The 22,719-nt window shown below is 62.5% G+C and carries 22 protein-coding genes; 11 read left to right on the top strand and 11 right to left on the bottom strand.

Going from position 1 to position 22,719, the window contains the following annotated elements:
* From ACU5AZ_RS13465 to ACU5AZ_RS13455, 3 genes are all read right to left on the bottom strand, one after another.
* Positions 1-393, bottom strand: a complete 393-nt coding sequence (locus tag ACU5AZ_RS13465) for a response regulator (RefSeq protein WP_446822859.1) — start codon at positions 391-393, stop codon at positions 1-3.
* Positions 394-585: 192 nt separating this feature from the next.
* Positions 586-963 carry a cell division protein ZapA gene (locus tag ACU5AZ_RS13460; RefSeq protein WP_446822858.1) on the bottom strand — a complete coding sequence of 126 codons (378 nt, stop codon included), beginning with the start codon at positions 961-963 and terminating at the stop codon, positions 586-588.
* Between the two features lie 21 nt (positions 964-984).
* Positions 985-1,257, bottom strand: coding sequence for a DUF4164 domain-containing protein (locus ACU5AZ_RS13455; protein WP_446822857.1), 273 nt, complete (start codon positions 1,255-1,257; stop codon positions 985-987).
* Positions 1,258-1,581: 324 nt separating this feature from the next.
* On the opposite strand from ACU5AZ_RS13455, the gene tkt reads away from it, so the two are divergent.
* From tkt to ACU5AZ_RS13425, 6 genes are all read left to right on the top strand, one after another.
* Positions 1,582-3,564, top strand: coding sequence for a transketolase (tkt, locus tag ACU5AZ_RS13450; RefSeq protein WP_446822856.1), 1,983 nt, complete (start codon positions 1,582-1,584; stop codon positions 3,562-3,564).
* A gap of 158 nt (positions 3,565-3,722) precedes the next feature.
* Positions 3,723-4,730: a type I glyceraldehyde-3-phosphate dehydrogenase gene (gene gap, locus ACU5AZ_RS13445; RefSeq protein WP_446822855.1), complete on the top strand. Its 1,008-nt coding sequence runs from the start codon at positions 3,723-3,725 to the stop codon at positions 4,728-4,730.
* Positions 4,731-4,865: 135 nt separating this feature from the next.
* Positions 4,866-5,504 carry a flavin reductase family protein gene (locus tag ACU5AZ_RS13440; RefSeq protein WP_446822854.1) on the top strand — a complete coding sequence of 213 codons (639 nt, stop codon included), beginning with the start codon at positions 4,866-4,868 and terminating at the stop codon, positions 5,502-5,504.
* Between the two features lie 112 nt (positions 5,505-5,616).
* A complete protein-coding gene (locus ACU5AZ_RS13435) occupies positions 5,617-7,419 on the top strand; it encodes a potassium/proton antiporter (RefSeq protein WP_446822853.1) in 1,803 nt (600 codons plus the stop codon).
* A gap of 115 nt (positions 7,420-7,534) precedes the next feature.
* On the top strand, positions 7,535-8,734 hold the full coding sequence (locus ACU5AZ_RS13430; protein ID WP_446822852.1) for a phosphoglycerate kinase: 1,200 nt from the start codon (positions 7,535-7,537) through the stop codon (positions 8,732-8,734).
* Positions 8,735-8,923: 189 nt separating this feature from the next.
* Complete coding sequence (locus tag ACU5AZ_RS13425) at positions 8,924-9,949, top strand: class I fructose-bisphosphate aldolase (RefSeq protein WP_446822851.1); 1,026 nt, start codon at positions 8,924-8,926, stop codon at positions 9,947-9,949.
* A gap of 92 nt (positions 9,950-10,041) precedes the next feature.
* Here the strand turns inward: ACU5AZ_RS13425 and ACU5AZ_RS13420 are convergent, their stop codons facing one another.
* Positions 10,042-10,203: a hypothetical protein gene (locus tag ACU5AZ_RS13420; RefSeq protein ID WP_261928802.1), complete on the bottom strand. Its 162-nt coding sequence runs from the start codon at positions 10,201-10,203 to the stop codon at positions 10,042-10,044.
* A gap of 149 nt (positions 10,204-10,352) precedes the next feature.
* On the opposite strand from ACU5AZ_RS13420, the gene ACU5AZ_RS13415 reads away from it, so the two are divergent.
* Complete coding sequence (locus ACU5AZ_RS13415; protein ID WP_446822850.1) at positions 10,353-11,627, top strand: MFS transporter; 1,275 nt, start codon at positions 10,353-10,355, stop codon at positions 11,625-11,627.
* A 12-nt stretch (positions 11,628-11,639) separates the two neighbouring features.
* Positions 11,640-11,831, top strand: a complete 192-nt coding sequence (locus tag ACU5AZ_RS13410) for a DUF1192 domain-containing protein (RefSeq protein WP_446822849.1) — start codon at positions 11,640-11,642, stop codon at positions 11,829-11,831.
* Positions 11,832-11,920: 89 nt separating this feature from the next.
* On the opposite strand, the gene ACU5AZ_RS13405 is transcribed toward ACU5AZ_RS13410, so the two are convergent.
* A complete protein-coding gene (locus ACU5AZ_RS13405) occupies positions 11,921-12,160 on the bottom strand; it encodes a hypothetical protein (RefSeq protein WP_446822848.1) in 240 nt (79 codons plus the stop codon).
* Between the two features lie 163 nt (positions 12,161-12,323).
* Here ACU5AZ_RS13405 and rcdA point away from each other — a divergent pair, with 163 nt between their 5' ends.
* Both rcdA and ACU5AZ_RS13395 read left to right on the top strand, forming a co-directional pair.
* Positions 12,324-12,839 (top strand): protease adaptor protein RcdA, encoded by a 516-nt coding sequence (gene rcdA, locus ACU5AZ_RS13400; RefSeq protein WP_446822847.1) that lies wholly within the window; start codon positions 12,324-12,326, stop codon positions 12,837-12,839.
* Between the two features lie 161 nt (positions 12,840-13,000).
* Complete coding sequence (locus tag ACU5AZ_RS13395; protein ID WP_446822846.1) at positions 13,001-15,067, top strand: prolyl oligopeptidase family serine peptidase; 2,067 nt, start codon at positions 13,001-13,003, stop codon at positions 15,065-15,067.
* Positions 15,068-15,127: 60 nt separating this feature from the next.
* On the opposite strand, the gene rpmE is transcribed toward ACU5AZ_RS13395, so the two are convergent.
* Positions 15,128-15,349, bottom strand: coding sequence for a 50S ribosomal protein L31 (gene rpmE / locus ACU5AZ_RS13390; RefSeq protein WP_261928797.1), 222 nt, complete (start codon positions 15,347-15,349; stop codon positions 15,128-15,130).
* Between the two features lie 204 nt (positions 15,350-15,553).
* On the opposite strand from rpmE, the gene ACU5AZ_RS13385 reads away from it, so the two are divergent.
* Entirely contained in the window at positions 15,554-17,374 is a 1,821-nt protein-coding gene (locus ACU5AZ_RS13385; RefSeq protein WP_446822845.1) for an ABC transporter transmembrane domain-containing protein, read from the top strand.
* 4 nt (positions 17,375-17,378) lie between these two features.
* On the opposite strand, the gene ACU5AZ_RS13380 is transcribed toward ACU5AZ_RS13385, so the two are convergent.
* The 5 genes from ACU5AZ_RS13380 to ACU5AZ_RS13360 form a co-directional block, all read right to left on the bottom strand.
* The gene (locus ACU5AZ_RS13380) at positions 17,379-19,022 is read right to left on the bottom strand and encodes an FAD-binding dehydrogenase (RefSeq protein ID WP_446822844.1); all 1,644 of its coding nucleotides are present in this window, start codon (positions 19,020-19,022) and stop codon (positions 17,379-17,381) included.
* A gap of 52 nt (positions 19,023-19,074) precedes the next feature.
* Positions 19,075-20,106 carry a peptidoglycan -binding protein gene (locus ACU5AZ_RS13375; RefSeq protein WP_446822843.1) on the bottom strand — a complete coding sequence of 344 codons (1,032 nt, stop codon included), beginning with the start codon at positions 20,104-20,106 and terminating at the stop codon, positions 19,075-19,077.
* A gap of 3 nt (positions 20,107-20,109) precedes the next feature.
* Positions 20,110-21,153, bottom strand: coding sequence for a MotA/TolQ/ExbB proton channel family protein (locus ACU5AZ_RS13370; RefSeq protein ID WP_446822842.1), 1,044 nt, complete (start codon positions 21,151-21,153; stop codon positions 20,110-20,112).
* 122 nt (positions 21,154-21,275) lie between these two features.
* Positions 21,276-22,076 carry an inositol monophosphatase family protein gene (locus tag ACU5AZ_RS13365; RefSeq protein ID WP_261928793.1) on the bottom strand — a complete coding sequence of 267 codons (801 nt, stop codon included), beginning with the start codon at positions 22,074-22,076 and terminating at the stop codon, positions 21,276-21,278.
* Between the two features lie 141 nt (positions 22,077-22,217).
* Entirely contained in the window at positions 22,218-22,682 is a 465-nt protein-coding gene (locus ACU5AZ_RS13360) for an Lrp/AsnC family transcriptional regulator (protein ID WP_261928792.1), read from the bottom strand.
* Between the last annotated feature and the right edge of the window lie 37 nt (positions 22,683-22,719).

The raw sequence follows: 22,719 nt of genomic DNA, 5'->3' as shown, positions 1-22,719 counted from the left end.
TTAAACTGCAAAACGGGATTTGGCGAGAGCAATTGCTTCACGCAGCTGGTCGGGGCGGGAGGGCTTCAGCACCACCTGTGAGCCCGCATAGCGCGAGGCCAGCAAGTCCGCTCTCGTATTGGCCGTATGAAAGATCAGCGGCACTTCGTTTTCATAAAGACGATCGGCCAGCGGAAAGACCTCGCCGTCCTGCAGATTGACATCCAGGACAGCAATCTGCGGCGCGCAATTCTTGAGCGCTTCGATGGCAGATTGCACGGACGGGAACGGTCCTGCGACCCGGCATCCAAGCGACGAAAGGGTGCTTTCCAGCTCCCACGCCACGATCGGCTCGTCTTCGGTGACGATCACCTCGAGGACTTCACTCTCTGCATGCTGGACCGCAAGACCCATAAACGACTTCCTTGCATCTCAATTGACTAAATTCGGTTAGCGGCAAAACGGTCGGAGCGAGGAATTTGTTCCCACCCGACCGGCGCATGTTTTCGTCGAACACCGTCGGCTGCGTCCGGCGACGGGAATCGCAGGCATGCGCAGGGTTCGGCTCGAAAGCCGACCATCGAACCTTATGATGGAGGTGACTGCTCAGTTCACGTTGCCCTGTGGGCGGCTGGTAAGCCTCGAGGTCAGGCCGTTGATCTGGCTCGTGATTTCGACGATGGCTTCGGCGAGCGCCGCCTCGCTGCGGGCCGTTTCGGCAAGTGCCGTTTCACGCACGCTTTTCAGGCTAAGGCTTTCGGCTTCGAGCTTCTCGAGCCTGCGAGAGACTTCGGACAGTTCGTCCATCACCATTATGCCAGCCATGACGGTCAGCCGCAGGTCGCCGATCTCGCCGAACTGGTCGCGCAGGTGGCTGACATAGCGGTCGAACTTGCCGGCGAGCCCCGTCAGGTGCTCTTCCTGGCCCTCTTCGCACGCCATGCGATAGGCCTTTCCGTCGATGGTCACCGTAACCTGCGCCATGTTCTGTTCCTTGCTTCCTGCTTAGCGGTCCAGCACCGCGCGGATCGTTTCCATCGCCGTCACCAGACGCCGGGAGACCTCCCGGTTGACCTCTTCGAGCCGATTGGCGCGAAACTGGGATTCGTCGAGTTCCTGGGCCAGCCGCGAGCGGTCCTCGTGAACCCGGCGAACCTCTCCATCGACGTCGCGCTGGTCGCGCTCCTTCTCGAAGCGCGCGTCCAGCGCACTTTCAAGCCCGCTAAGCGCCTGCCTCAGGCCAGCCAGCGCCGCGTTCACCGTCTTGTCTCCCGACATGCCTCGTATTCCCGTTGCCGCCCATCGAATCGACCGGAAACCGGCCTTTCTGAAGGCAGGACAGTATTCTTCCGGCTGTTCATCCGTCAACAAACCTGACAGGCAAGCCCGGTGCGGAACTTGTGGACGAACACGCATCAGCGGCGAATTTTAGCCGAAAGCCGCTTGGTCCTCTTTCCGGAAACCGAAAATTATTCGGTCGGAAAAGGGCGTGAGGGCCTGTTTTATTGACTCGTCCGCACCACCTGCTATGTGTCAGCCGCGTTTGTACGGCCCTGTGGAAGGGCCAGCACTTTCTTGACACCCGGAACAAGCGGACAAGCTATGATCTCTCGCGAAAAACACAACCGGATGGCCAATGCGATCCGTTTCCTCAGCATGGATGCCGTCGAAAAGGCCAACTCCGGTCACCCCGGACTGCCGATGGGCATGGCCGATGTCGCAACGGTTCTGTTCACGCAGTTCCTGACCTTTGATCCGAAGACTCCGCTCTGGCCGAACCGCGACCGCTTCGTCCTGTCCGCCGGCCATGGCTCGATGCTGCTCTACTCGCTCCTCTATCTGACCGGATACGAGGACATGACCATCGAAGACATCAAGAACTTCCGTCAGCTTGGCGCCAAGACCGCAGGCCATCCCGAATACGGCCATGCCTCGGGTATCGAGACCACCACCGGCCCGCTCGGCCAGGGCATCGGCAACTCGGTCGGCATGGCGATCGCCGAGCGCAAGCTGCGCGACGAATTCGGCTCCAACCTGATGGAGCACTTTACCTATGTCATCGCCGGCGACGGCTGCCTGATGGAAGGCATCAGCCAGGAAGCGATCTCGCTTGCCGGTCATCTCAAGCTCAACAAGCTGATCGTCTTCTGGGACGACAACGGCATTTCCATCGACGGCGCGGTCAGCCTTGCCGACTCGACCGACCAGCACGCCCGCTTCCGCGCCTCCGGCTGGAACACGCTGGCCGTCGACGGTCACGATCCGGAAGCCATTGCCGCGGCAATCGTCAAGGCGCAGCAGTCCGACAAGCCGACGATGATCGCCTGCAAGACGGTCATTGGCTTTGGCTCGCCCAACAAGGCCGGCACGCACAAGGTTCACGGCTCGCCGCTTGGCGCGGACGAAATCGCAGCAACCCGCAAGGCCCTGAACTGGGAAGAAGAAGCCTTCGTCGTTCCCGCCGACGTGCTGGACGCATGGCGCCTCGCCGGCCTGCGCTCGACCAAGGCGCGCATGGAATGGGAAGCCCGTCTCGAAAACGAAGCCGCCGAAAAGAAGGCGGAATTCACCCGCCGCTTCGCCGGCGACCTGCCGGGCGGTTTTGACAGCGCCATCATCGACTACAAGAAGAAGCTGGCCGAGACCAAGCCGACGCTTGCCACCCGCAAGTCTTCGGAAGATGCGCTCGAAGTCATCAACGGCGTTGTTGCCGAAACGCTCGGCGGCTCGGCCGACCTGACCGGCTCGAACAACACCAAGACCAGCCAGACCGCCTCGATCAAGCCGGACGATTTCTCCGGCCGCTACCTGCACTACGGCATTCGCGAGCACGGCATGGCTGCCGCCATGAACGGCATGGCGCTGCACGGCGGCCTGATCCCGTATTCGGGCGGCTTCCTAATCTTCTCCGACTATTGCCGCCCGTCGATCCGCCTCGCCGCTCTCATGGGCATCCGCGCAATCCACGTGCTGACGCATGATTCCATCGGCCTCGGCGAAGACGGCCCGACCCACCAGCCGGTCGAGCACATGGCCGCGCTGCGAGCGATCCCGAACCTCCTGATGTTCCGCCCGGCGGACGCCATGGAAACCGCCGAATGCTGGCAGCTGGCGCTACAGCACCGCGACCGCCCCTCCGGCATCGCGCTGACCCGCCAGAACCTGCCGGCGGTGCGCACCAAGTTCTGCGAGAAGAACCTCTGCGGCAACGGTGCTTACGACCTCGTGCCGGCCGAAGGCGCCAAGGTGACGATCTTCGCTACCGGCTCCGAAGTCGAGATCGCGCTGAAGGGCCGCGAGGCGCTGGAAGCCAAGGGCATTTCCACCCGCGTCGTCTCCGTGCCCTGCGTGGAACTGTTCCTCGAGCAGTCGGAAGATTACCAGAAGTCGATCATCGGCAATTCGCCGGTCAAGGTCGCCGTCGAAGCCGGCATCCGCCAGGGCTGGGACCACTTCATCGGTTCCGACGGCATCTTCGTCGGCATGCATTCCTTCGGCGCCTCCGGCCCCTACAAGGAACTCTACAAGCACTTCGGCATCACGCCGGAAGCGATCGTATCGGCTGTCGAGGAAAAGCTCGCCTGATACCGGACCATATCCCCTCCGGCCTCGCGCCGGAGGGTTTCTCCCCGCGACACAAGCGCGGTGGAATCCCACCCGAAATACTCTATAACGAGCACTGAAATCCGCGTCGCAAGACCAAGGGACCAACCTGAAATTTCCAAGGAATGGGAGTTCGAGCAATGACTGTAAAAGTTGCCATCAATGGTTTCGGCCGTATCGGCCGCAACGTCCTCCGGGCGATCTACGAGTCCGGCCGCAAGGACATCGACGTCGTGGCCGTCAACGACCTGGGCCCGGTCGAAACGAACGCTCACCTGATGCGCTATGATTCGGTTCATGGCCGCTTCCCGCATGAAGTCTCCGTCGATGGCGACGTGATCTCCGTCGGCTCCGAGAGCTTCAAGGTCTTTGCAGAGCGTGATCCGTCCAAGCTGCCCTGGGGCGACCTCGGCATCGACATCGTGATGGAATGCACCGGCATCTTCACCTCGAAGGAAAAGGCCTCCGCCCACCTCGCCGCCGGCGCCAAGCGCGTTCTCGTTTCGGCTCCGTCCGACGGCGCCGACAAGACGATCGTCTACGGCGTGAACCACTCGGCCCTGACCAAGGACGACCTCGTCGTCTCCAACGCCTCGTGCACGACCAACTGCCTGGCACCGCTCGTCGACGTTCTGCATTCGGAATTCGGCATCGTCCGCGGCATGATGACGACGATCCACTCCTACACCGGCGACCAGCCGACGCTCGACACGATGCACAAGGATCTCTACCGCGCCCGTGCGGCCGCGATGAGCCAGATCCCGACCTCGACCGGCGCTGCCAAGGCCATCGGCCTCGTCATCCCGTCGCTGAAGGGCAAGCTCGACGGCATCTCCGTCCGCGTCCCGACCCCGAACGTCTCGCTCGTCGACTTCAAGTTCATTCCGTCGAAGGAAGTGACCGCCGAGCAGATCAACAATGCGCTGATCGCCGCTGCCGATGGCCGCCTGAAGGGCATCCTGGCCTATACCCGTCATCCGAACGTCTCGATCGACTTCAACCACGATCCGCATTCCTCGACGGTTGCCCTCGACCAGACCAAGGTCATGGACGGTACGATGGTTTCGGTCCTGTCCTGGTACGACAACGAGTGGGGCTTCTCCAACCGTATGTCCGACACGGCTGTCGCAATGGCAAAGCTCATCTGACGATCAGTCGAGCTCAGATATCGAGAAAGCGCGCCCTCTCCGGCGCGCTTTTTTGTTGCACTGCGAGAATGAACCTTGGTGGACGCCTCCGGATCGGTCATTGTGACACAAGACACCGCTATGCAAAGGCCCGCCATGCCCCAGACCACCGACACCCTTTCCCCTTCGCTCACCGGCTTCGATTTCTCCGCGCTCTCCGCCCGCGAACGCTACAAGCTGATGATCGGTACCATCATCCCGCGGCCGATCGCGCTGGTGACCAGCGTCGACGAAGACGGCCGCGTGAACGCCGCACCGTTCTCCTTCTTCAACTGCCTGTCGGCCGATCCGCCAATCATCGCCCTCGGCGTCGAGCTCAATCCCGACATGTCCTTCAAGGACACCAGCCACAATATCCGCATGACCGAGGTGTTCACCGTCAACATCGTGTCGCACGCGATCGCCGAGGCCATGCATGTCTGCGCGGCGAAGTATCCGCGCGGTGTCGATGAACTGAAGGAGGCGGGCCTGACCGCCATGCCGGGCGTCAAGGTCGCGTCGCCCTATATCCGTGAAGCGCCGGCCGCGCTTGAGTGCCGCCGGCACATGACGCTCGAACTCGGCAAGTCGCGGCAGATCATTCTCGGCGAGATTGTCTATGCCCACTACCAGGACGGCATCGTCGACGAACGGCTGCATGTTGACCCCGCCGGGATCGACGCGATCGCCCGTCTCGGCGGCGATACCTGCGCAACCATTCGCGACCGTTTCGACATGCGGACGCCGGTTCTCTGAACGCGCCGCTCGTCGGCGAAAAAATCCAAAATTTTCAGCCGGCTATCTCAAAATCTCCGCATTGCGCGCCTATGTTGCAAAAGCAGGGTTCCGAGATCGACAGGGGGCATATTTGGAGTCATTTTACATAGCCATTTTCATCAGCATGGTACTCGTGCTGTTTGCAATTTTTTCAAGCCTTATTGCCTTCCGGTTTGGTGCTCCCCTTCTTCTGCTTTTTCTTCTGATCGGTATCGTAACCGGCGTAGACGGGTTCGGCATCGAGTTCAGCAACTACAATCTTGCCTATTTCATCGGGTCGATCGCGCTGGCGGTGATCCTGTTTGATTCGGGTTTCGGCACCTCTTTGCAATCCTTCAGGCAGGCGGCCGCGCCGGCCCTTGTCCTGTCGATCGTCGGCGTGCTGATCACGTCGGCAATCTTCGGGCTGGCGGCGATGGTGTTGCTCGGCTTCTCCTTCCCCGAAGGCCTGCTTCTGGGAGCGATCGTCGGTTCGACCGATGCCGCCGCCGTGTTCTTCCTGCTGCGCATCGGCGGCATTCACATTCGTGACAATGTTCGCTCGACCCTGGAAGTGGAATCCGGCACCAACGACCCCTTCGCGATCTTCCTGACGCTCACGCTTGTCAACATCATCGCCGCCGGCCAGTCCTTTCAGGATCTGGACCTGACCCTGCTCACCGGCTTCCTTCAGCAGATGGGCTACGGGCTTGCCTTCGGCTTCGTCGGCGGGGTGGCGATCGTCGCCCTGATCAAGCGCTTCCAGCACGATCAGGGGCTGTTGCCCATCCTGGTGCTGGCCATGGCGCTCCTGGTCTTCTCGATCACCGGCGCGCTGGACGGCAGCGGCTTCCTTGCCGTCTATGTCGCCGGTCTCTATGCCGGCAACGCGAAAATCCAGTCGGCGCTGTCCATACGCCGCTTCCAGGCCGGCATGACCTGGCTTGCGCAGATCATCATGTTCCTGGTGCTCGGGCTGCTGGCAACGCCGTCGCAGTTTAGCGACATCCTGCTGCCGGCGCTGACGCTCGGCCTGTTCCTGATCTTCGTCGCCCGCCCGGTCGCCGTCTGGCTCTGCATCCGGCCGTTCCGCTACACCCGCCGCGAGACAGGTTTCGTCGCCTGGGTGGGGTTGCGCGGGGCCGTCTCGATCCTGCTTGCCATCCTGCCGGTCACCGGCGGATTGGAGAACGGCGAGATTTATTTCAACGCCGCCTTCGTCATCGTGCTCGTCTCGCTGGTCGTGCAGGGCTGGACCATCAAGCCCACCGCGAAGCGACTGGGCCTCATCGTGCCGCCGCGCACCGGCGCAGTCGAGAAACTCGAAGTCGACCTGCCGGGTGCCGTCAACCACGAGCTTATTGCCTATCGCGTCGCCCGCGAAAGCCCGGTCCTGAAGGGCGAGCGCATTCCGCGCTGGGCGCGGCCGTCGCTCGTCCTGCGCAACGGCCGTTCCATGCGCTACCAGTATGCCGGTCGCCTGCAGGAGAACGATCTCCTCTATCTCTTCGTCGATCCCGGCTTCTCCCGCCTGCTCGACCGCCTCTTCGCCGGCGCGGTCCCCGTGGCCAGCGACGACAACGAGTTCTTCGGCTCTTTCGCGATCTCGCCGTCGCGCCCGGCCCGCGAGCTCGACGCGGCCTACGGCCCGGGCCTGCTCAGCGAAGCGGAAAGCGAGATGACGATTGCCGAGCTCATCAACAAGCGGGCTGGCGGCCAGGCGGACTATGCCGATCGCATCCGCCTCGGCCAGATCATCCTGATCGTCCGCGAGATCGACGACAATGGTCGTATCGCCAGCGTCGGGGTCTCGCTCGAGCCCGTCGACCCGTCCAACAAGCTGCCGCCCTTGGCCGGTGTACAGGTCGGCTGGGAGCGTCTGCAGGCGCTCATCGAGAAGATGCGACGTACATAAATCCGGAGCCGCCGCTTGCGTCTCCGGCCCGGCGTAGTATGGTCCGGGCCGACAGTTGGGAGCGGTTCCGGCCGCTCCAAAAAGACTTCCCCAGAAGGACAAAAGTGGAGCACCCATGCCGACTTTCAAAACCCTCGACGATCTTCCGGACGTAACCGGAAAGCGCATTCTTCTGCGCGTCGATCTCAACGTGCCGGTCACCGATGGCAGGGTGTCTGACTTGACCCGCATCGAACGCGTCCGCCCGACCATCCTGGAACTCTCCGACAAGTGCGCCAAGGTTATCCTGCTCGCTCATTTCGGCCGCCCTAAGGGCAAGCCCGTCGACGACATGTCCCTGTCGCTGATCATCCCGGCCATCGAAGAGGTTCTTGATCGCCACGTCGCCTTCTCCTCCGATTGCATCGGCGAAGCCGCCGCGGAAGCCGTCGAGAAGATGAACAACGGCGATATCCTGCTGATGGAAAACACCCGTTTCCATGCCGGCGAGGAAAAGAACGACAAGGATTTCACGGCAGCACTGGCCGCAAACGGCGACATCTTCGTCAACGACGCCTTTTCCGCGGCCCACCGCGCGCACGCCTCCACCGAAGGGCTCGCCCACCATCTGCCGTCCTATGCCGGCCGCACCATGCAGGCCGAACTGGAAGCGCTGGAAAAGGGCCTCGGCAATCCGACCCGTCCGGTGGTCGCCATCGTCGGCGGCGCCAAGGTCTCGACCAAGATCGATCTCTTGCAGAACCTCGTGAAGAAGGTCGACGCTCTGGTGATCGGCGGCGGCATGGCCAACACCTTCATCGCCGCCAAGGGCATCAATGTGGGCAAGTCGCTCTGCGAGCATGACCTCGCCGATACCGCCCGCGCCATCATGGCAGAGGCGGAGAAGTCCGGCTGCGAGATCGTCTTGCCGGTCGACGGCGTGGTCGCCCGCGAGTTCAAGGCCGGCGCGGACAACGAGATCGTGGCGGTCGACGCCATCCCCGCCGATGCGATGATGCTCGACGTCGGTCCGAAGTCGGTCGACGCGGTCAACGCCTGGATCTCCAAGGCCCACACTCTTGTCTGGAACGGTCCGCTCGGCGCATTCGAGATCGAGCCCTTCGACGCGGCGACGGTTTCCGCCGCCAAGCACGCTGCAGAGTGCACGACCGGCGGAGAACTGGTGTCGGTTGCCGGTGGGGGCGATACGGTCTCCGCCCTGAACCATGCCGGCGTTGCCGACGACTTCACATATGTCTCGACCGCAGGCGGCGCTTTCCTGGAATGGATGGAAGGCAAGGAGCTTCCGGGGGTCGAGATTCTCACCAAGCAATAGACATGCGTTTTCGCTTTATGCGCGCAGGAAGGAGCGGGATTTCCCGCTCCTTTTTGTTAAATTGGTGTGAATTACTCAAACATTTCAAACGATTAAAATAAATTCAATCGTTTCAATAAAATCCGGCTGCATTTTAATTGCCATAAACTTCTGCTAACGGAGGCTGAGATTTGCCTAGGGAGTAGTTGCATGAGCGAGCGCCTCGAAGATATTGCTGTGAAAATGGTGACCGGAGGCAAAGGCCTGCTGGCAGCCGACGAATCCACCTCCACGATCAAGAAGCGGTTTGACACGATCGGTCTGGAATCGACCGCCGACAGCCGCCGCGATTACCGCGAGATGCTGTTCCGCGCCGACGAGGCGATGAACGACTATATCTCCGGCGTGATCCTCTACGAGGAAACACTTTTCCAGAAGGCGGCCGACGGCACGCCGCTCGTCGACCTGATCAAGGCCTCGGGCTCCATTCCGGGCATCAAGGTCGACACCGGCGCCAAGCCGATGGCACTCGCCCCCGGCGAAACCATCACCGAGGGCCTCGACGGCCTCGCCGACCGGCTTGCCCGTTACCATGAGGCCGGCGCCCGCTTCGCCAAGTGGCGCGGCGTCATCGCCATCTCCGATACCCTGCCGACCTACGGCTCGCTGAAGGCCAATGCGCATGCGCTGGCCCGCTATGCCGCGCTCTGCCAGGAAGCCGGCATCGTGCCGATCGTCGAGCCGGAATGCCTGATGGATGGCAAGCCGGGCGACCACGACATTGCCCGCTGCGAGGAAGTCACAGAATTCGTGCTGCGCACCGTCTTCAACGAACTGGCCGAGATGAAGGTCGATCTCGAGGGCATGGTGCTGAAGCCGAACATGGTCATCGACGGCAAGAACGCCCGCAAGGCGTCTGTCGCCGAAGTCGCCGAACGCACCGTACGCGTGCTGAAGGCGACCGTTCCCGCCGCGGTGCCCGGCATCGCATTCCTGTCCGGCGGTCAGTCGACGGAAGAGGCGACCGCCCATCTCTCGGCCATGAATGCAACCTACGACATGCCCTGGGCCTTGACCTTCTCCTACGGACGTGCTCTGCAGGAGGACGCTTTGAAGGCGTGGGGCGGCAAGTCCGAAAACGTCGCTGCCGGCCAGCGGGCGTTTACGCACCGCGCACGCATGAACAGCCTGGCTGCCAAGGGCAGCTGGAAAAAGGATCTTGAGAAGGCAGCATAAAAAACGCGCCGTTCAAGGGAGGTTGGAGCCGCTGCGCCTTCGGGCTGCAGCGGCTTCTTTCATTTTGGCGATGCCCCGGGGATATCCACCACTCAGCCGCCGGGTCGGATCAGCGCCGTCAGCATGGTCAGGACGAAAGCGCCAACCGCGATCTTCCAGAAATCGCCCCGCCTCGTCAGCCCCGGCAGGCCGATCGGCTTGATGATCTGCACGGCCATGGCAAGCACAAGCAGCAATGCAATGAGTTTTGCCATGACCTTTCCTCTTTTTCCGGTATGCTTTGGCGCAGGAATGATTCCGCCCCTCGCGATCGAGGCTCCGCCCCGATCTATCGCAGATGAATGGAACCGCGCAATGGCACCGGGCATTTGCTTTTTCATTCAACATCCGCTCACATAAGATCATGCGCCGCAACATTTTTCCTGTATTCGCGCTCCTGCTTGGAGCCCTGTTCCTCTTCATCGGCAATGGCCTTCACGGCCTGCTGCTCCCCGTTCGTGGAGCGTCCGAAGGCTACAGCACGACGGTCCTCGGCCTTCTTGGTACGGCCTGGGCCGGCGGCTTTGTCACTGGATGCTTCGTCGCGCCGGCGCTCGTCAGGCGCATCGGCCATGTGCGCGCCTTTTCCGGCTGCATCTCGCTGATCGCCATCGTTGCGCTGCTGACCGGGCTCGTCGTCAACGACGTCGCCTGGGTGGGGCTTAGGGCGTTGACCGGCTTCGCCTCCGCCGGCACCTCGATGATCGTCGAAAGCTGGCTCAACGAGCGCGCCACCAATGAGAGCCGCGGCACGATCTTCTCGCTCTATTTCGTCATCAACCTTTCCGGCGTCGTGGCCGGCCAGATGGTGGTATCCTTCGGCGACGTCCACACGCCGGTCCTGTTCATGGTCTGCGGCATCCTCTACTGCGTCGCGATGCTGCCGACGACGCTCTCGAATGCCGCCTCTCCGCAACCGCTGAAGAACGTCAAGCTCGACCTCAAGAGTCTCTTCTCGCATTCCCCCGTCGCCTTTGTCGGCATTCTGCTGATCGGCATCGCCAATGGCGCCTTCGGCACGCTTGGCGCCGTCTTCGGCGCGCGCGCCGGACTGCCGCAGGCCTCCATCGGCCTGATGATGAGCGCCGCCATCTTCGCCGGCGCACTCCTGCAGCTGCCGGCCGGCCGGATCTCCGACAGGATGGACCGCCGCTACGTGCTGGCCGCACTCGCAGGCATCGCAGCCCTCGCGGGCCTCATTCTCGTCGTTCTGCAGCCGACGAACGTCGTGTTCCTGATCGTCATCGTCGCCATTTACGGCGGCACCGCCAACACGCTCTATCCGATCGCCGTGGCGCACGCCAACGACCACGCAGGCCCCGACGAATTCGTGAAAGTCTCCGGCGGTCTCTTGCTGCTCTTCGGCATCGGCACGATCATCGGCCCGACGGTCGGCGGCCCCGTGATGTCGGCGCTTGGCCCCTACGCCTTGTTCCTGATCACCGCGATCGCTCACATCGCCACAGTCGGCTATGCGATCCTCAGAACGCGCATGCGGGCCGCCGTGCCCATCGCGGACCGCGAGACCTTCACGACCGTGTCCAACACGCCCAACGCCCTCTCCACGCCGCAGAGCGCCGAATTGGACCCGCGCGCCGGCGGCGAAGGCAGGAGTGATGGGCTACAGGCAGCCGAATAGGGATAAACGTCCATGAACCCGTTTGACGACGACAAGCCCAAGAAGAAGACCGAACACGAAATCGGTTCGGATATTTCGAGCCTTTCCGCCGACGAATTGACGGCAAGGATAGCTTTGCTGGAAGCCGAGATAGCCCGCCTCGCAGTCGAGCGCGACGCCAAGTCCAAGGGACGCGCGGCCGCCGAAAGCTTCTTCAAACGCTAAATTCCACAAGTATTGACGGATGAAAAAACGTAGTAATTTTAAGAAGATATTAATTCCCGGCACAGCCACAACAGGCATTTAACGGAAAATTAAGCTTTATAAGTCATTACTGACACCATCCAGTTCACTGGATTCGGACATTGCCCTTTGGGTATGATCGTCTGATTTCTCCCTGTTTTACCTTGAGAGCCGCTTCCGAGTGGCTCTTTTTTTTGCCATTTTGGTGCCATAAGGCAAATGGCCTGCGGAACAACGCCGACAAACGGGAGTTTAGTTAAAATTCTAAACAAATTCGGCACCTTGGCTTTGGCAATGAGCAGTATCTTCACATTGGTTTCTGCAAAGGTGTGGGAATTAACCCTTTCTTAATAATCGGCTTGCGCATTTGGGGTAATGATTGCATCCTGTAAACCGATAAAACGGGTGCCGCCCAGTAAAGAAGGCGGCCAGTCCGACACCCAAGAATGTGATGCGTTGAACAGGGAAATATCGATGTCAGACCGCGGTTTGAACACAATCAGTTTTGCCGGCCACGCGGCGTCTTCCAGTCAGTTTCAGACACTCTACTCCGAGGGCATGTCCCTGGTGGAAGAGACTGCAAGCTACCTGGACGGTTCGGGCCGTGCCGCATCCAAGGTCCTGCCGCGCCTTGCATCCGTTCTCTACGCCGCCGAATCCATGCGACTGACCACCCGCCTCATGCAGATGGCCTCTTGGCTGTTGCTGCAACGCGCCGTCAACAACGGCGAAATGACCCGCGAACAGGTCATCGCCGAAAAGAGCAAGGTGCGCCTCGACAGCTTCAACGTCGACCGTTCGGCCCCGGGCTGGAACGATCTGCCGGAATCCTTCCGCGATCTCGTCGAACGTTCGCTGCGCCTGCAGAAGCGCGTGTCGCTGCTTGACCGCGAAATCTATCGCCCGGCCGAAGCGGCACCGCAGGCAAGCGGTGAAAATTCGGTCCAGGCCCAGCTCGACCTTTTGAAGACGGCCTTCGGCGGCCAGTGAGGCGGAACGTCCAGGGCCGGCCCTGCTAGGAACATCACATCCGAACAACCTCCGGTGAGCCTCTCGCCGGAGGTTTTCTTTTTCCGATCCTGCCAGACAAACGACATGCGAATCTCCTAAGGTCCCGGCTGATGATGAGAAGCCGCGGAGAGAAATTGCCCATGACCTATCTGGAGTTCGAAAACGACTCGGCGCCCGAAACGCTTGCCTTCGTCGACAGGATGAACGAGGCGGCGGACGCAGCGTTGCGTACCCCCGGTTTCGAACGCGACCGGGACCTCATCCGCGCGCTGATCGAACGCGACGACAAGCTGATCATTCCGGCAAGGCGCGGCGACTACCTCTACCAGTTTCGCAGGCTGAAGACGCACGCCCTCGGCGTCCTGCAGCGGGTCCCGAAGGAAACAGCGCCACTTCCCGATGCCGACTGGGAGACCGTCTTCGACCTCGATGCCTTCTGCGAGACGGAGGGCAAGACATGGGTCTGGCGCGGCGCCACCGCCTGCATCGATGACCCTGAGCTGATCCTCCTCGCGCTTTCCGACGGCGGCTCGGACCTGATGCGCTACGTCGAATTCGACTGCCGCGACAAGGCGGTCGTTGCCGGCGGCTTCGATACGCCGGCCTGCCGCGCGCATGCCTCCTGGCTCAACCGCGACGAAATCTTCTACTTCGGCTCCATCGACCGGAATTCGGCGACCCGATCGAGCTGGCCCCGGGTTGGCAGGATCCTGCAGCGGGGAATGGTTCCGGCCGATGCGCCAGTGATCTTCGAGGCTGGCGAAGACGACGTCACCGCCTTCGCCTTTCGCCTGGGACATTCGCTGGCGGCACTGCCGGCGTCCGCCGGACACATCGATGTCTTTGCCATCCGCCATGACATCGGCTCGACCAGCTATTGGCTGCAGAAGAACGGCGGCGAGCGCATGGCATTGGATGTCCCGCGCCTCAGCGATGTGGGCTTCAGCCACAATTACTATCTCTGGCGCGCCAAGTCGGACGAGGCGGTCGCCGAGGGCAGCCTGGTGCTCGCGCCGCTCCCCGTGCATTTCGATGCCTGCCCGCCCCGGTTGGACCGGCCCCGCATCGTGTTTGCGCCCGGCGAGCGCCAGACGGTCACCCAGTTCATGCTGCTGAAGGAATGGTGCATCTTTACTGTATCCGACAATCTTCAGCCGAAGATCTTCCTGCTCGATCTCAGCGACCCGACGGGCGAACCGCAGGAACTTGCCATGCCCGCCAATGCCGAGACCATCGGGCTGAAAACGCTCGACGACGACCTGCACCACGGCGACGACACGCTTCTGATCTGGACGCAGGGTTTCCTCCAGCCGCCGACGCTCTTCCGCCTTGATCTCGCGGACCGCTCACAACCGCCGACGCTGGTGAAGACGGCGCAGGCGCCCGAACTGTTCGACGCCTCCGGCATGCGGTCCGAACTGCTGATGGCGACCTCGTCGGACGGCACCGAAATTCCCTACCGGCTCGTCCTGCCTGCGAACGCGGCCGCCAACCCCCTGCCCGTGCTGCTTTATGGCTATGGCGGCTTCGAAAGCGGCCTGCAGCCCTACTATTCCGGCGTCACCGGCCTCTGGCTCTCGCAGGGCAACGCCTATGTCCAGGCCTATATCCGCGGCGGCGACGAATACGGCCCGGCCTGGCACCTGGCCGCCAAGCGCGAGAAGCGGCCGACGGCCTATGAAGATTTCGTGGCGATTGCGCGCGACCTTGTAAAACGCGGTTATGCGCGCCCGGAGACGATCGCCTGCCAGGGCGGCTCCAACGGCGGCCTGCTGACCGGCGTCATGCTGACCCGCTACCCCGAGGATTTTGGCGCGGTCTGGTGCCAGGTGCCGGTGCTCGACATGCTGCGCTTTCACACCTTCCCGGCCGGCCGCGCCTGGATCGACGAATACGGCGATCCCGACAAGCCGGAAGATGCAACCTTCCTCAAGGCCTATTCCCCGCTCCACAATATCCTGAGCGCGGAAGAGCGGCGCTACCCGCCAGTCTACGTCGAAAGCTCCAGCAACGACGACCGCGTCCACCCCTCGCACGCCAGGCGCTTCGCCGCCCTCCTCAAGGATGCCGGACAATCCGTCCTGTTCCGCGAGTTCGGCTCCGGCGGCCACGGTGGCGACGGCCGAGCCGACGACATCGCCGCCCGCCTGGCAACCGGCTACAGTTTTCTTAGGGAGACGATCGTCAGGAACGCGCGCAGAGGGTAGAGCAAACGCAAAAAAGCCCGGCGCGAAACCGGGCTTTCAAAGCTGTTCGAGCGCGAAGTCTTAGAGGCCGAGGCCGGAAAAGCGCTGCTTGAACTTAGAAACGCGGCCGCCGCGGTCCATGAGCTGCTGGTTGCCGCCGGTCCAGGCCGGGTGCGACTTGGAGTCGATTTCGAGGTTCATGACGGCGCCTTCCGTACCCCAGGTGGACCGGGTTTCGTATTCGGTGCCATCGGTCATGACCACCTTGATCATGTGATAGTCGGGATGGATGTCTGCCTTCATAACAATCTTCCTGTGACGCGCTTCGGGTCCAATTGTCGCAAGTTTTTGGCAAGCCATTGCGGTCTATGGACCAATTGAATAAATGAAGCCGCAGTCGTTTCTGGCTACGGCTTTCCAATTCGATGCCGTGCCTATACATGAACGTTGCCAGGATAACAAGGCCCACATGGCAGGAACTTGGTTCCGCCCGGGCAAGGGGGAAAAGTGGCGCAACAACAGTCGGACAGCACCGCCTCAAGACGCAATTTGCGCCCGCTCGCACAGCTGTTGCCCTATCTCAAGCGCTACAAGAAGAAGATCGCCTATGCCCTCTTCTTCCTGGCGCTGGCAGCCGCGATGACGCTTGCCTTGCCGCTTGCCGTGCGCCGGATGATCGACCACGGCTTCAACGAGGCCGACCACGCCTTCATCAACAACTACTTCGGCATGCTGGTGCTGATGGGGCTTCTTTTGGCGCTCGCGAGCGCCATGCGATACTACCATGTCATCTCGCTCGGCGAGCGGCTGGTCTCCGATGTGCGCAGCGACGTCTTTTCCCGCGTCACCGCGCTTTCGCCGGAATTCTTCGACGTCAACCAGTCCGGCGAGATCGTCTCGCGCCTGTCCGCCGACACAACCCAGATCAAGTCCGCCGTCGGCGCCACGGCGTCGCTCGCCTTGCGCAACACCATTCTCTGTCTCGGCGCGATCGGCATGATGGTCTATACCAGCCCGAAACTGTCGAGCCTCGTGCTGGCCGCCATCCCGATCATCGTCTTTCCGCTCGTCGCTTTCGGGCGCTCCGTGCGTCGGCGTTCGCGCGCCGCGCAGGATACGTTGGCCGACGCGACCGCCTATGCCGGCGAAACGATTGCCGCGAGCCGCACCGTGCAGGCCTTCAACGGACAGGAGGTTGCCAACGCCCGTTTTACCGGCGCCGTGGAGCAGGCCTATGAGGCGGCGCGCGACGCCATCAAGTCGCGCGCGCTGCTGACCGGTGTCGCGATCACCCTGATCTTCGCCAGCATCATCGGCGTCCTCTGGTTCGGCGCACAGAGCGTCATGGCCGGAACGCTGTCACCCGGCACTCTCGGCCAGTTCCTGCTCTATTCCGTCATCGCCGCCGGCTCGCTCGGCTCGCTCTCCGAAGTTTGGGGAGAACTGGCGCAGGCCGCCGGCGCCGCCGAACGCATCGGCGAGCTCCTGCGCGAGGAACCGGCGATCCGCGCGCCGGCAAACCCGCTTGCACTGCCCGAGCCGCCGAGAGGCGAAATCGAATTCCGCAACGTCTCCTTCTCCTATCCCACTTCTGTCAGCAAGGTGACTTTGAACGGGCTCAGCTTCAAGGTCTCCTCCGGCGAGCGCGTGGCGATCGTCGGCTCCTCGGGCGCCGGCAAGAGCACCGTCTTCTCGCTGCTGTTGCGTTTCTATGATCCGCAATCCGGTATCGTGACGCTGGATGGCGTCGATGCCAAGGCGGTGACCCCGGAAGACCTGCGTGCCCGCATCGCCATCGTGCCGCAGGACGTGACGATGTTCGCCTCTTCCGTCCACGACAACATCGCCTTCGGGTCCCCCGGCGCCAGTCGCGAAGCCGTCCGCGCGGCAGCCATTGCGGCCCAGGCCGACGAATTCATCGCGCGACTGGAGAACGGCTACGACACCATGGTGGGAGAACGCGGCATCACGCTGTCCGGCGGACAACGCCAGCGCATCGCCATCGCGCGGGCGATCCTCAAGGACGCTCCGGTGCTGCTGCTCGATGAAGCGACCTCGGCGCTGGACGCGGAGAGCGAAACGCTGGTGCAGAAGGCGCTGGACGGGCTCATGGAAGACCGCACGACGGTCGTCATCGCCCACAGGCTGGCGACCGTGCTGAAGGCCGACCGCATTCTCGTCATGGATCAGGGAAAGATCGTCGAGGAAGGCACGCATCAGAGCCTTGTGAAGAAGGGCGGCATCTACGCACGTCTCGCACGCCTGCAGTTCAATCACGAAATCGAGGCCGACGTTTCCATGCCGGCTGCGGCGCCCGCTGCAATCTGACCTCTCAGGCGAGCACCGCCCGACCGGCGGCGCGACCGGAGAAAAGGCAACCACCGAGGAAGGTCCCTTCGAGGGCATTGTAGCCGTGCATGCCGCCACCGCCGAAGCCGGCGACTTCGCCTGCAGCGAAGAGCCCGGAAACCGGATGGCCGGCGGCATCAAGCACACGCCCCGAAAGATCGGTTTCCAGCCCGCCCAACGTCTTGCGGGTCAGGATGTGGAGGCGCACGGCGATCAGCGGACCGGCATCCGGATCGAGAAGCCTGTGCGGTCTCGCTGTCCGCATGAGCTTGTCGCCGAGATAGTTGCGCGCGCCACGGATCGCGGTCACCTGCGCATCCTTGGAAAAGGCATTGTCGATCTCGCGGTCGCGGGCCTCGATCTGGCTGCGTATATGGGAAGCGTCCAGGCGTGAATCGCCGGCGATCGCGTTCATCGCCTCGACCAGATCTTCAAGCGTCTCCCGGACGGCGAAATCTTCGCCCTTGTCCATGAAGGCCTGCACCGGTCCCGGCGGTTCCTTGCCGAGCCGCTTGAGGAGAAGGCGAATATTCTTGCCGGTCAGGTCCGGGTTCTGTTCGGAACCGGACAGTGCGAATTCCTTCTTGATGATCGCCTTTGTCAGGATGAACCAGCTGTGGCCATGGCCGCGCGAGCAGATCGCCTTCAAGGTCGAAAGCGTGTCGAAGCCGGGCATGGCGGGCGCGCCGTACCGGTTGCCATCGGCGTCGCACCAGAAGGACGACGGGCCCGGGAGGATGCGGATACCGTGGTTCTGCCAGATCGGATCCCAGTTGCGGATGCCTTCGGTGTAGTGCCACATGCGGTCGCCATTGATCACCCGGCCGCCGGCGGCCTCGCTGATCGCCAGCATGCGGCCGTCGACATGCTGCGGCACGCCGGAAACCATGGTTGACGGCGGCGCTCCAAGCCGGTCGACAGGCCATGCCTTGCGCACCAGATCGTGGTTGCCGCCTATGCCGCCGGAGGCAACGACGACCGCGTGAGCGCGTATCTCGAATGCGCCGGTCGTCTCGCGAGAACTGCGCTCGCACCTCGCCACCGGATCGGTTGCAAGCACCCTGCCCCGCGCGCCGCAAACGACCCCGCCCTCGACAATCACCTCATCGACGGCGTGGCGGAAGCGAAAGGTGACGAAGCCCTTCTTCTCGGCCCGGCGGACACGCCGGATGAAAGGCTGCAATACGGCCGGCCCTGTACCCCAGGTCACATGGAAACGCGGAACGGAATTGCCGTGGCCGGTGGCAAGCGAGCCCCCGCGTTCCGCCCAGCCGACAACGGGAAACCAGCGCATGCCCATCTGTCGGAGCCAGCTGCGTTTCTCGCCGGCGGCAAACTGCAGGTAGGCTTCGGCCCACTGCCGCGGCCAGTAATCCTCCGGACGATCGAAAGCCGCCGAGCCGAGCCAGTCCTGGCGGGCAAGATCGAGGCTGTCGCGGATGCGCATGAAACGCTGTTCCGGACTGTCGATGAAGAAGAGGCCGCCCAGCGACCAGAATGCCTGGCCACCGAGATTCTGTTCGCCCTCCTGATCGGTGAGGCAGACCCTAAGCCCGCGATCGGCTGCTTCCGCGGCGGCGACGATACCGGCAAGTCCGGCGCCGACAATCAGGACGTCGAAATCCATGCACGGTCCTCCCAAACCTGCTTTGCCAACGAAGTTGCCGGCTATAAGCCGGTCAGCGTTCCGTCAGCTTGAACTCGATACGGCGGTTCTGCGACCGCGCCTCCGGGCTCTCGCCTTCGGCGATCGGCTGGTATTCGCCGAAGCCCGCCGCAACAAGGCGATTGGCCGGCACGCCCTGCGTGATCAGGAACTTCACGACCGACGTCGCGCGGCCGGAGGACAGTTCCCAGTTGTCGGCATACTTGCCGGAGCCTGACAGCGGCACGTCGTCGGTGTGGCCATCGACGCGCAGCACCCAGTTGATCTCGTTCGGGATTTCCTTGGCGATATCGACGACGGCGCTCGCGAGTTTCGCAAGCTCTTCCTTGCCCTGCGGATTGAGATCGGCGCTGCCCGACGCAAAGAGCACTTCCGACTGGAAGACGAAGCGGTCACCGACGATGCGGATGTTCTTGCGGTCGGACAGGATTTCCCTCAGCCGCCCGAAGAAGTCGGAACGGTAGCGGTTGAGTTCCTGCACGCGCTGGGCAAGGGCGACGTTGAGCCTGCGGCCGAGATCGGCGATCTTCGTCTGGCTTTCCTGGTCCTTCGCCTCCGAGGCATCCAGCGCCTGCTCGATGGCGGCGATCTGCCTGCGAAGGGCGGCGATCTGCTGGTTGAGGATATCGATCTGGCTGAGCGCCCGTGCACTCACCTGCTTCTCGGAATCGAGCGCCTCGTTGAGATCGCTGATACGACCCTGCGCAGCCTCGGCGCTGCCGGAGCCGGAATCAAGCAGGCTCTGCAGCCGCGACCGTTCGCTTTCCGAGGTGGTCAGCGACGCCTGAAGGTTGGCGAGCTGGTCTTCGAGATCCTGCTTGTTGCCTTTTTCCAGCGCCAGAAGCTGGGTGAGTTCGTTGATCTGGCTGTTCAGCCGGTTCAACACCTCGTCCTTGCCGCTGATCTCGCGCGACAGGATGAACTGACCGATGACGAAGACCGTCAGAAGGAACATGATGGCGAGCAGAAGCGTCGACAGCGCGTCGACGAAGCCCGGCCAGTAATCGACCGTGTGCGCCTGCCGACGGTTGCGGGAAAGACCCATCCGCTATTCCCCGCTGACGATGTCGGTGAGGCGGTCGAGCGAGCGGCGCATCGCCTTGGATTCCTCCTGCTGCGCCTCGATCCAGTCGCGCAGCATCTGCTGTTCGGACCGCATGTTCTTGACCAGGCCCTGGATACCTTCGGCGAGGTTGGCCATCGCCTGGACCGTGCGCTGGCTGGATCCGCCGCCTTCGGCGATCTTCTGCAGCTGTTCGACGAGCAGCTTCATGTCTTCCGACGATCCGCTGTCGGCGGACGTCGTGGTGACCGCTTCGGCAACCGCGGCGATTTCCGAGCCGACATCGGTGACCGACGACAGCCAGTTTTCCAGCTCCATGTAGAAGCGGTTCTGGGCGCGGCCGGCCTGCAGGTCGAGGAACCCGAGGATCAGCGAGCCGGAAAGGCCGAGCAGCGAGGACGAAAACGCCGTACCCATGCCCGAAAGTGGTGCGGCAAGGCTTTCCTTCAGCGTGCCGAGCACGTCGGCGCTGTCGCCTGAGCCCGGATCGAGCGACTGGATGACGTTATTGATCGAGCCAATGGTGCTGATCAGGCCCCAGAAGGTGCCGAGCAGGCCGAGGAAGACCAGGAGGCCGATGAGATAGCGGGAAATCTCGCGTGATTCATCGAGGCGCGTGGCAATCGAATCGAGGATCGAGCGCAGCGCGGTCGTCGACAGGGCAATCGTCTGCCAGCTGCCGATCAGCGAGCGCATCGGCGCGAGCAGCTTCGGCTCGCGTCCCACCTTGTCGGCACTGCCGACGGCGCGGAACGAGTTGAACCAGCGGACCTCCGGCCCCAGTCGCAGCACATGGCTGAAGACAAGCAGGATACCGATCCACAAAACGAAGACGATGAGGCCGTTCAGGCCGGGGTTGGCCATGAAGGCGGTCTGGGCCTGACGGTAGAGAATGGCGACGATGAAGCCGACAATGATGAGAAACAGCACCATCGTCCAGAAATAGGGCATCGGGCTGGAGAGCTTCTGCCCGTACTCCTCAGCCTCCAGATCCGACTTACCAAAGCCAGACAGTCCAAATCTCGCCATATTTCATTCGCCTCCGCAACCAGTGCGCCGGAGGCTATTAGAAAATCGTGGAAAATTGAAGGGAAAAGCCGCGCAAAACTTCGTCGCGCGGCCGACGAATTGGCCGATTTGCCGAGCCCGGCTCACGCTTTTGCGATCGGGCGCTTCAAAACTTCGCCGAGTGCGCGATGGATATGCTCGTTGCCGGCGAGCACGGCGCCCGTTTCCAGGCTCTTCGTTCCGCCGTCCATGTCGGTCGCATAGCCGCCGGCTTCACGAATCAGCAACAGGCCGGCCGCTAAGTCCCACGCCTGCAGCCCGGTTTCCCAGAAACCGTCGAGGCGACCGGCGGCCACATAGGCAAGATCGATGGACACCGCGCCCATGCGGCGGATGCCCGCGACTTCGCCCATGACATTGCGCAGCTCGACGAGGAACTGGCCATGATGGCCGCGGCCGAGATGCGGCACGCCGCAGCCGATGACGGCATCGGACAGCTCGCGGCGCGCGGCAACGCGCATGCGGCGGTCGTTGACGAAGGCGCCGCCGCCCTTTTCAGCCGTGTAGAGCTCATCCGTCGCCGGATTGAAGACGACGGCGACAACGATCTCGCCATTGCGCTCGAGCGCGATCGAGATGCCGAAGCAGGGAATGCCGTGAAGGAAGTTCGTGGTGCCGTCGAGCGGATCGACGATCCAGCGGTGCGCGCCGTCGGTGCCGATGATCTCTTCGCTTTCCTCGCCGAGGAAGCCGTAGGTCGGGCGTGCCTTCAGGAGTTCGTCGCGGATGATCTTCTCGGCCTTGCGGTCTGCCTGAGACACATAATCGCCGGGACCCTTGAGCGACACCTGCAGGTTCTGCACCTCGCCGAAATCGCGCGCCAGCGACTTGCCAGCCTTGAAGGCGGCCTGAACCATGACATTGAGGAGAGCGGAGCGGGCCATGAGGCTTCTTATCCTTGAGAACTGATCGTGCAGCTTCGGCTCCACGAGCCCGGAAAGCTGTCTTCGTCGATGCGGATTGAATGATCGGCGGGTTCAAGACCACAAAACGGCCCGGAATTCAAGCCTTGGCGGCCAAGAGGCTCAGAAATCGAGCGGCGCGTTGTCGATCACTTCCTTCATGACGAAGAAGGTCCGCGTCTGGCGCACGCCCGGCAGCGCGATCAGTTGCTCGCCGTGGACGCGGTTGAAATCCGCCATATCCTGCGCGCGGATCTTCAGGAAATAGTCGAAATCGCCGGCCACGAGATGGCAGTCGAGCACGAATTTCAGCGAGCGCGCGGCCTTTTCGAATTCGGCAAAGCTGTCCGGCGTCGATCGGTCGAGCACGACGCCGACCATGACGAGGGCGCCACGATTGACCTTCTGCGGCGAGACCATGGCCCGCACGGTCTGGATATAGCCCTCATCGAACAGGCGCTGCGTGCGGCGATGGCAGGTTGCCGGGCTGACACCGACGAGATCGGCGAGATCGGCATTCGTCAGGCGGCCGTTTTCCTGAAGCAGCTTCAGGATTTTGACGTCGATCCGGTCGAGCTCTGACAGCATGGCGATGACTTCCGTGATTTGCCGAATGCCCGGAATA

This window comes from Rhizobium sp. PAMB 3182 (assembly GCF_052908355.1).
Note: the sequence above shows the minus strand (reverse complement) of the source record. Positions and strands in the feature narration are given on the sequence as shown.

What these genes read in the sequence shown, in the direction of transcription:
- ACU5AZ_RS13430 (WP_446822852.1), top strand. Translation starts at nt 7,535, where the DNA reads ATGCCGACTTTCAAAACCCTCGACGATCTTCCGGACGTAACCGGAAAG.
- ACU5AZ_RS13370 (WP_446822842.1), bottom strand. Translation starts at nt 21,153, where the DNA reads ATGGCGAGATTTGGACTGTCTGGCTTTGGTAAGTCGGATCTGGAGGCT.
- ACU5AZ_RS13360 (WP_261928792.1), bottom strand. Translation starts at nt 22,682, where the DNA reads ATGCTGTCAGAGCTCGACCGGATCGACGTCAAAATCCTGAAGCTGCTT.
- ACU5AZ_RS13460 (WP_446822858.1), bottom strand. Translation starts at nt 963, where the DNA reads ATGGCGCAGGTTACGGTGACCATCGACGGAAAGGCCTATCGCATGGCG.
- ACU5AZ_RS13415 (WP_446822850.1), top strand. Translation starts at nt 10,353, where the DNA reads ATGCGCCGCAACATTTTTCCTGTATTCGCGCTCCTGCTTGGAGCCCTG.
- ACU5AZ_RS13465 (WP_446822859.1), bottom strand. Translation starts at nt 393, where the DNA reads ATGGGTCTTGCGGTCCAGCATGCAGAGAGTGAAGTCCTCGAGGTGATC.
- ACU5AZ_RS13395 (WP_446822846.1), top strand. Translation starts at nt 13,001, where the DNA reads ATGACCTATCTGGAGTTCGAAAACGACTCGGCGCCCGAAACGCTTGCC.
- ACU5AZ_RS13410 (WP_446822849.1), top strand. Translation starts at nt 11,640, where the DNA reads ATGAACCCGTTTGACGACGACAAGCCCAAGAAGAAGACCGAACACGAA.
- tkt (WP_446822856.1), top strand. Translation starts at nt 1,582, where the DNA reads ATGATCTCTCGCGAAAAACACAACCGGATGGCCAATGCGATCCGTTTC.
- ACU5AZ_RS13455 (WP_446822857.1), bottom strand. Translation starts at nt 1,257, where the DNA reads ATGTCGGGAGACAAGACGGTGAACGCGGCGCTGGCTGGCCTGAGGCAG.
- ACU5AZ_RS13420 (WP_261928802.1), bottom strand. Translation starts at nt 10,203, where the DNA reads ATGGCAAAACTCATTGCATTGCTGCTTGTGCTTGCCATGGCCGTGCAG.
- gap (WP_446822855.1), top strand. Translation starts at nt 3,723, where the DNA reads ATGACTGTAAAAGTTGCCATCAATGGTTTCGGCCGTATCGGCCGCAAC.
- ACU5AZ_RS13440 (WP_446822854.1), top strand. Translation starts at nt 4,866, where the DNA reads ATGCCCCAGACCACCGACACCCTTTCCCCTTCGCTCACCGGCTTCGAT.
- ACU5AZ_RS13380 (WP_446822844.1), bottom strand. Translation starts at nt 19,022, where the DNA reads ATGGATTTCGACGTCCTGATTGTCGGCGCCGGACTTGCCGGTATCGTC.
- rpmE (WP_261928797.1), bottom strand. Translation starts at nt 15,349, where the DNA reads ATGAAGGCAGACATCCATCCCGACTATCACATGATCAAGGTGGTCATG.
- rcdA (WP_446822847.1), top strand. Translation starts at nt 12,324, where the DNA reads ATGTCAGACCGCGGTTTGAACACAATCAGTTTTGCCGGCCACGCGGCG.
- ACU5AZ_RS13425 (WP_446822851.1), top strand. Translation starts at nt 8,924, where the DNA reads ATGAGCGAGCGCCTCGAAGATATTGCTGTGAAAATGGTGACCGGAGGC.
- ACU5AZ_RS13365 (WP_261928793.1), bottom strand. Translation starts at nt 22,076, where the DNA reads ATGGCCCGCTCCGCTCTCCTCAATGTCATGGTTCAGGCCGCCTTCAAG.
- ACU5AZ_RS13375 (WP_446822843.1), bottom strand. Translation starts at nt 20,106, where the DNA reads ATGGGTCTTTCCCGCAACCGTCGGCAGGCGCACACGGTCGATTACTGG.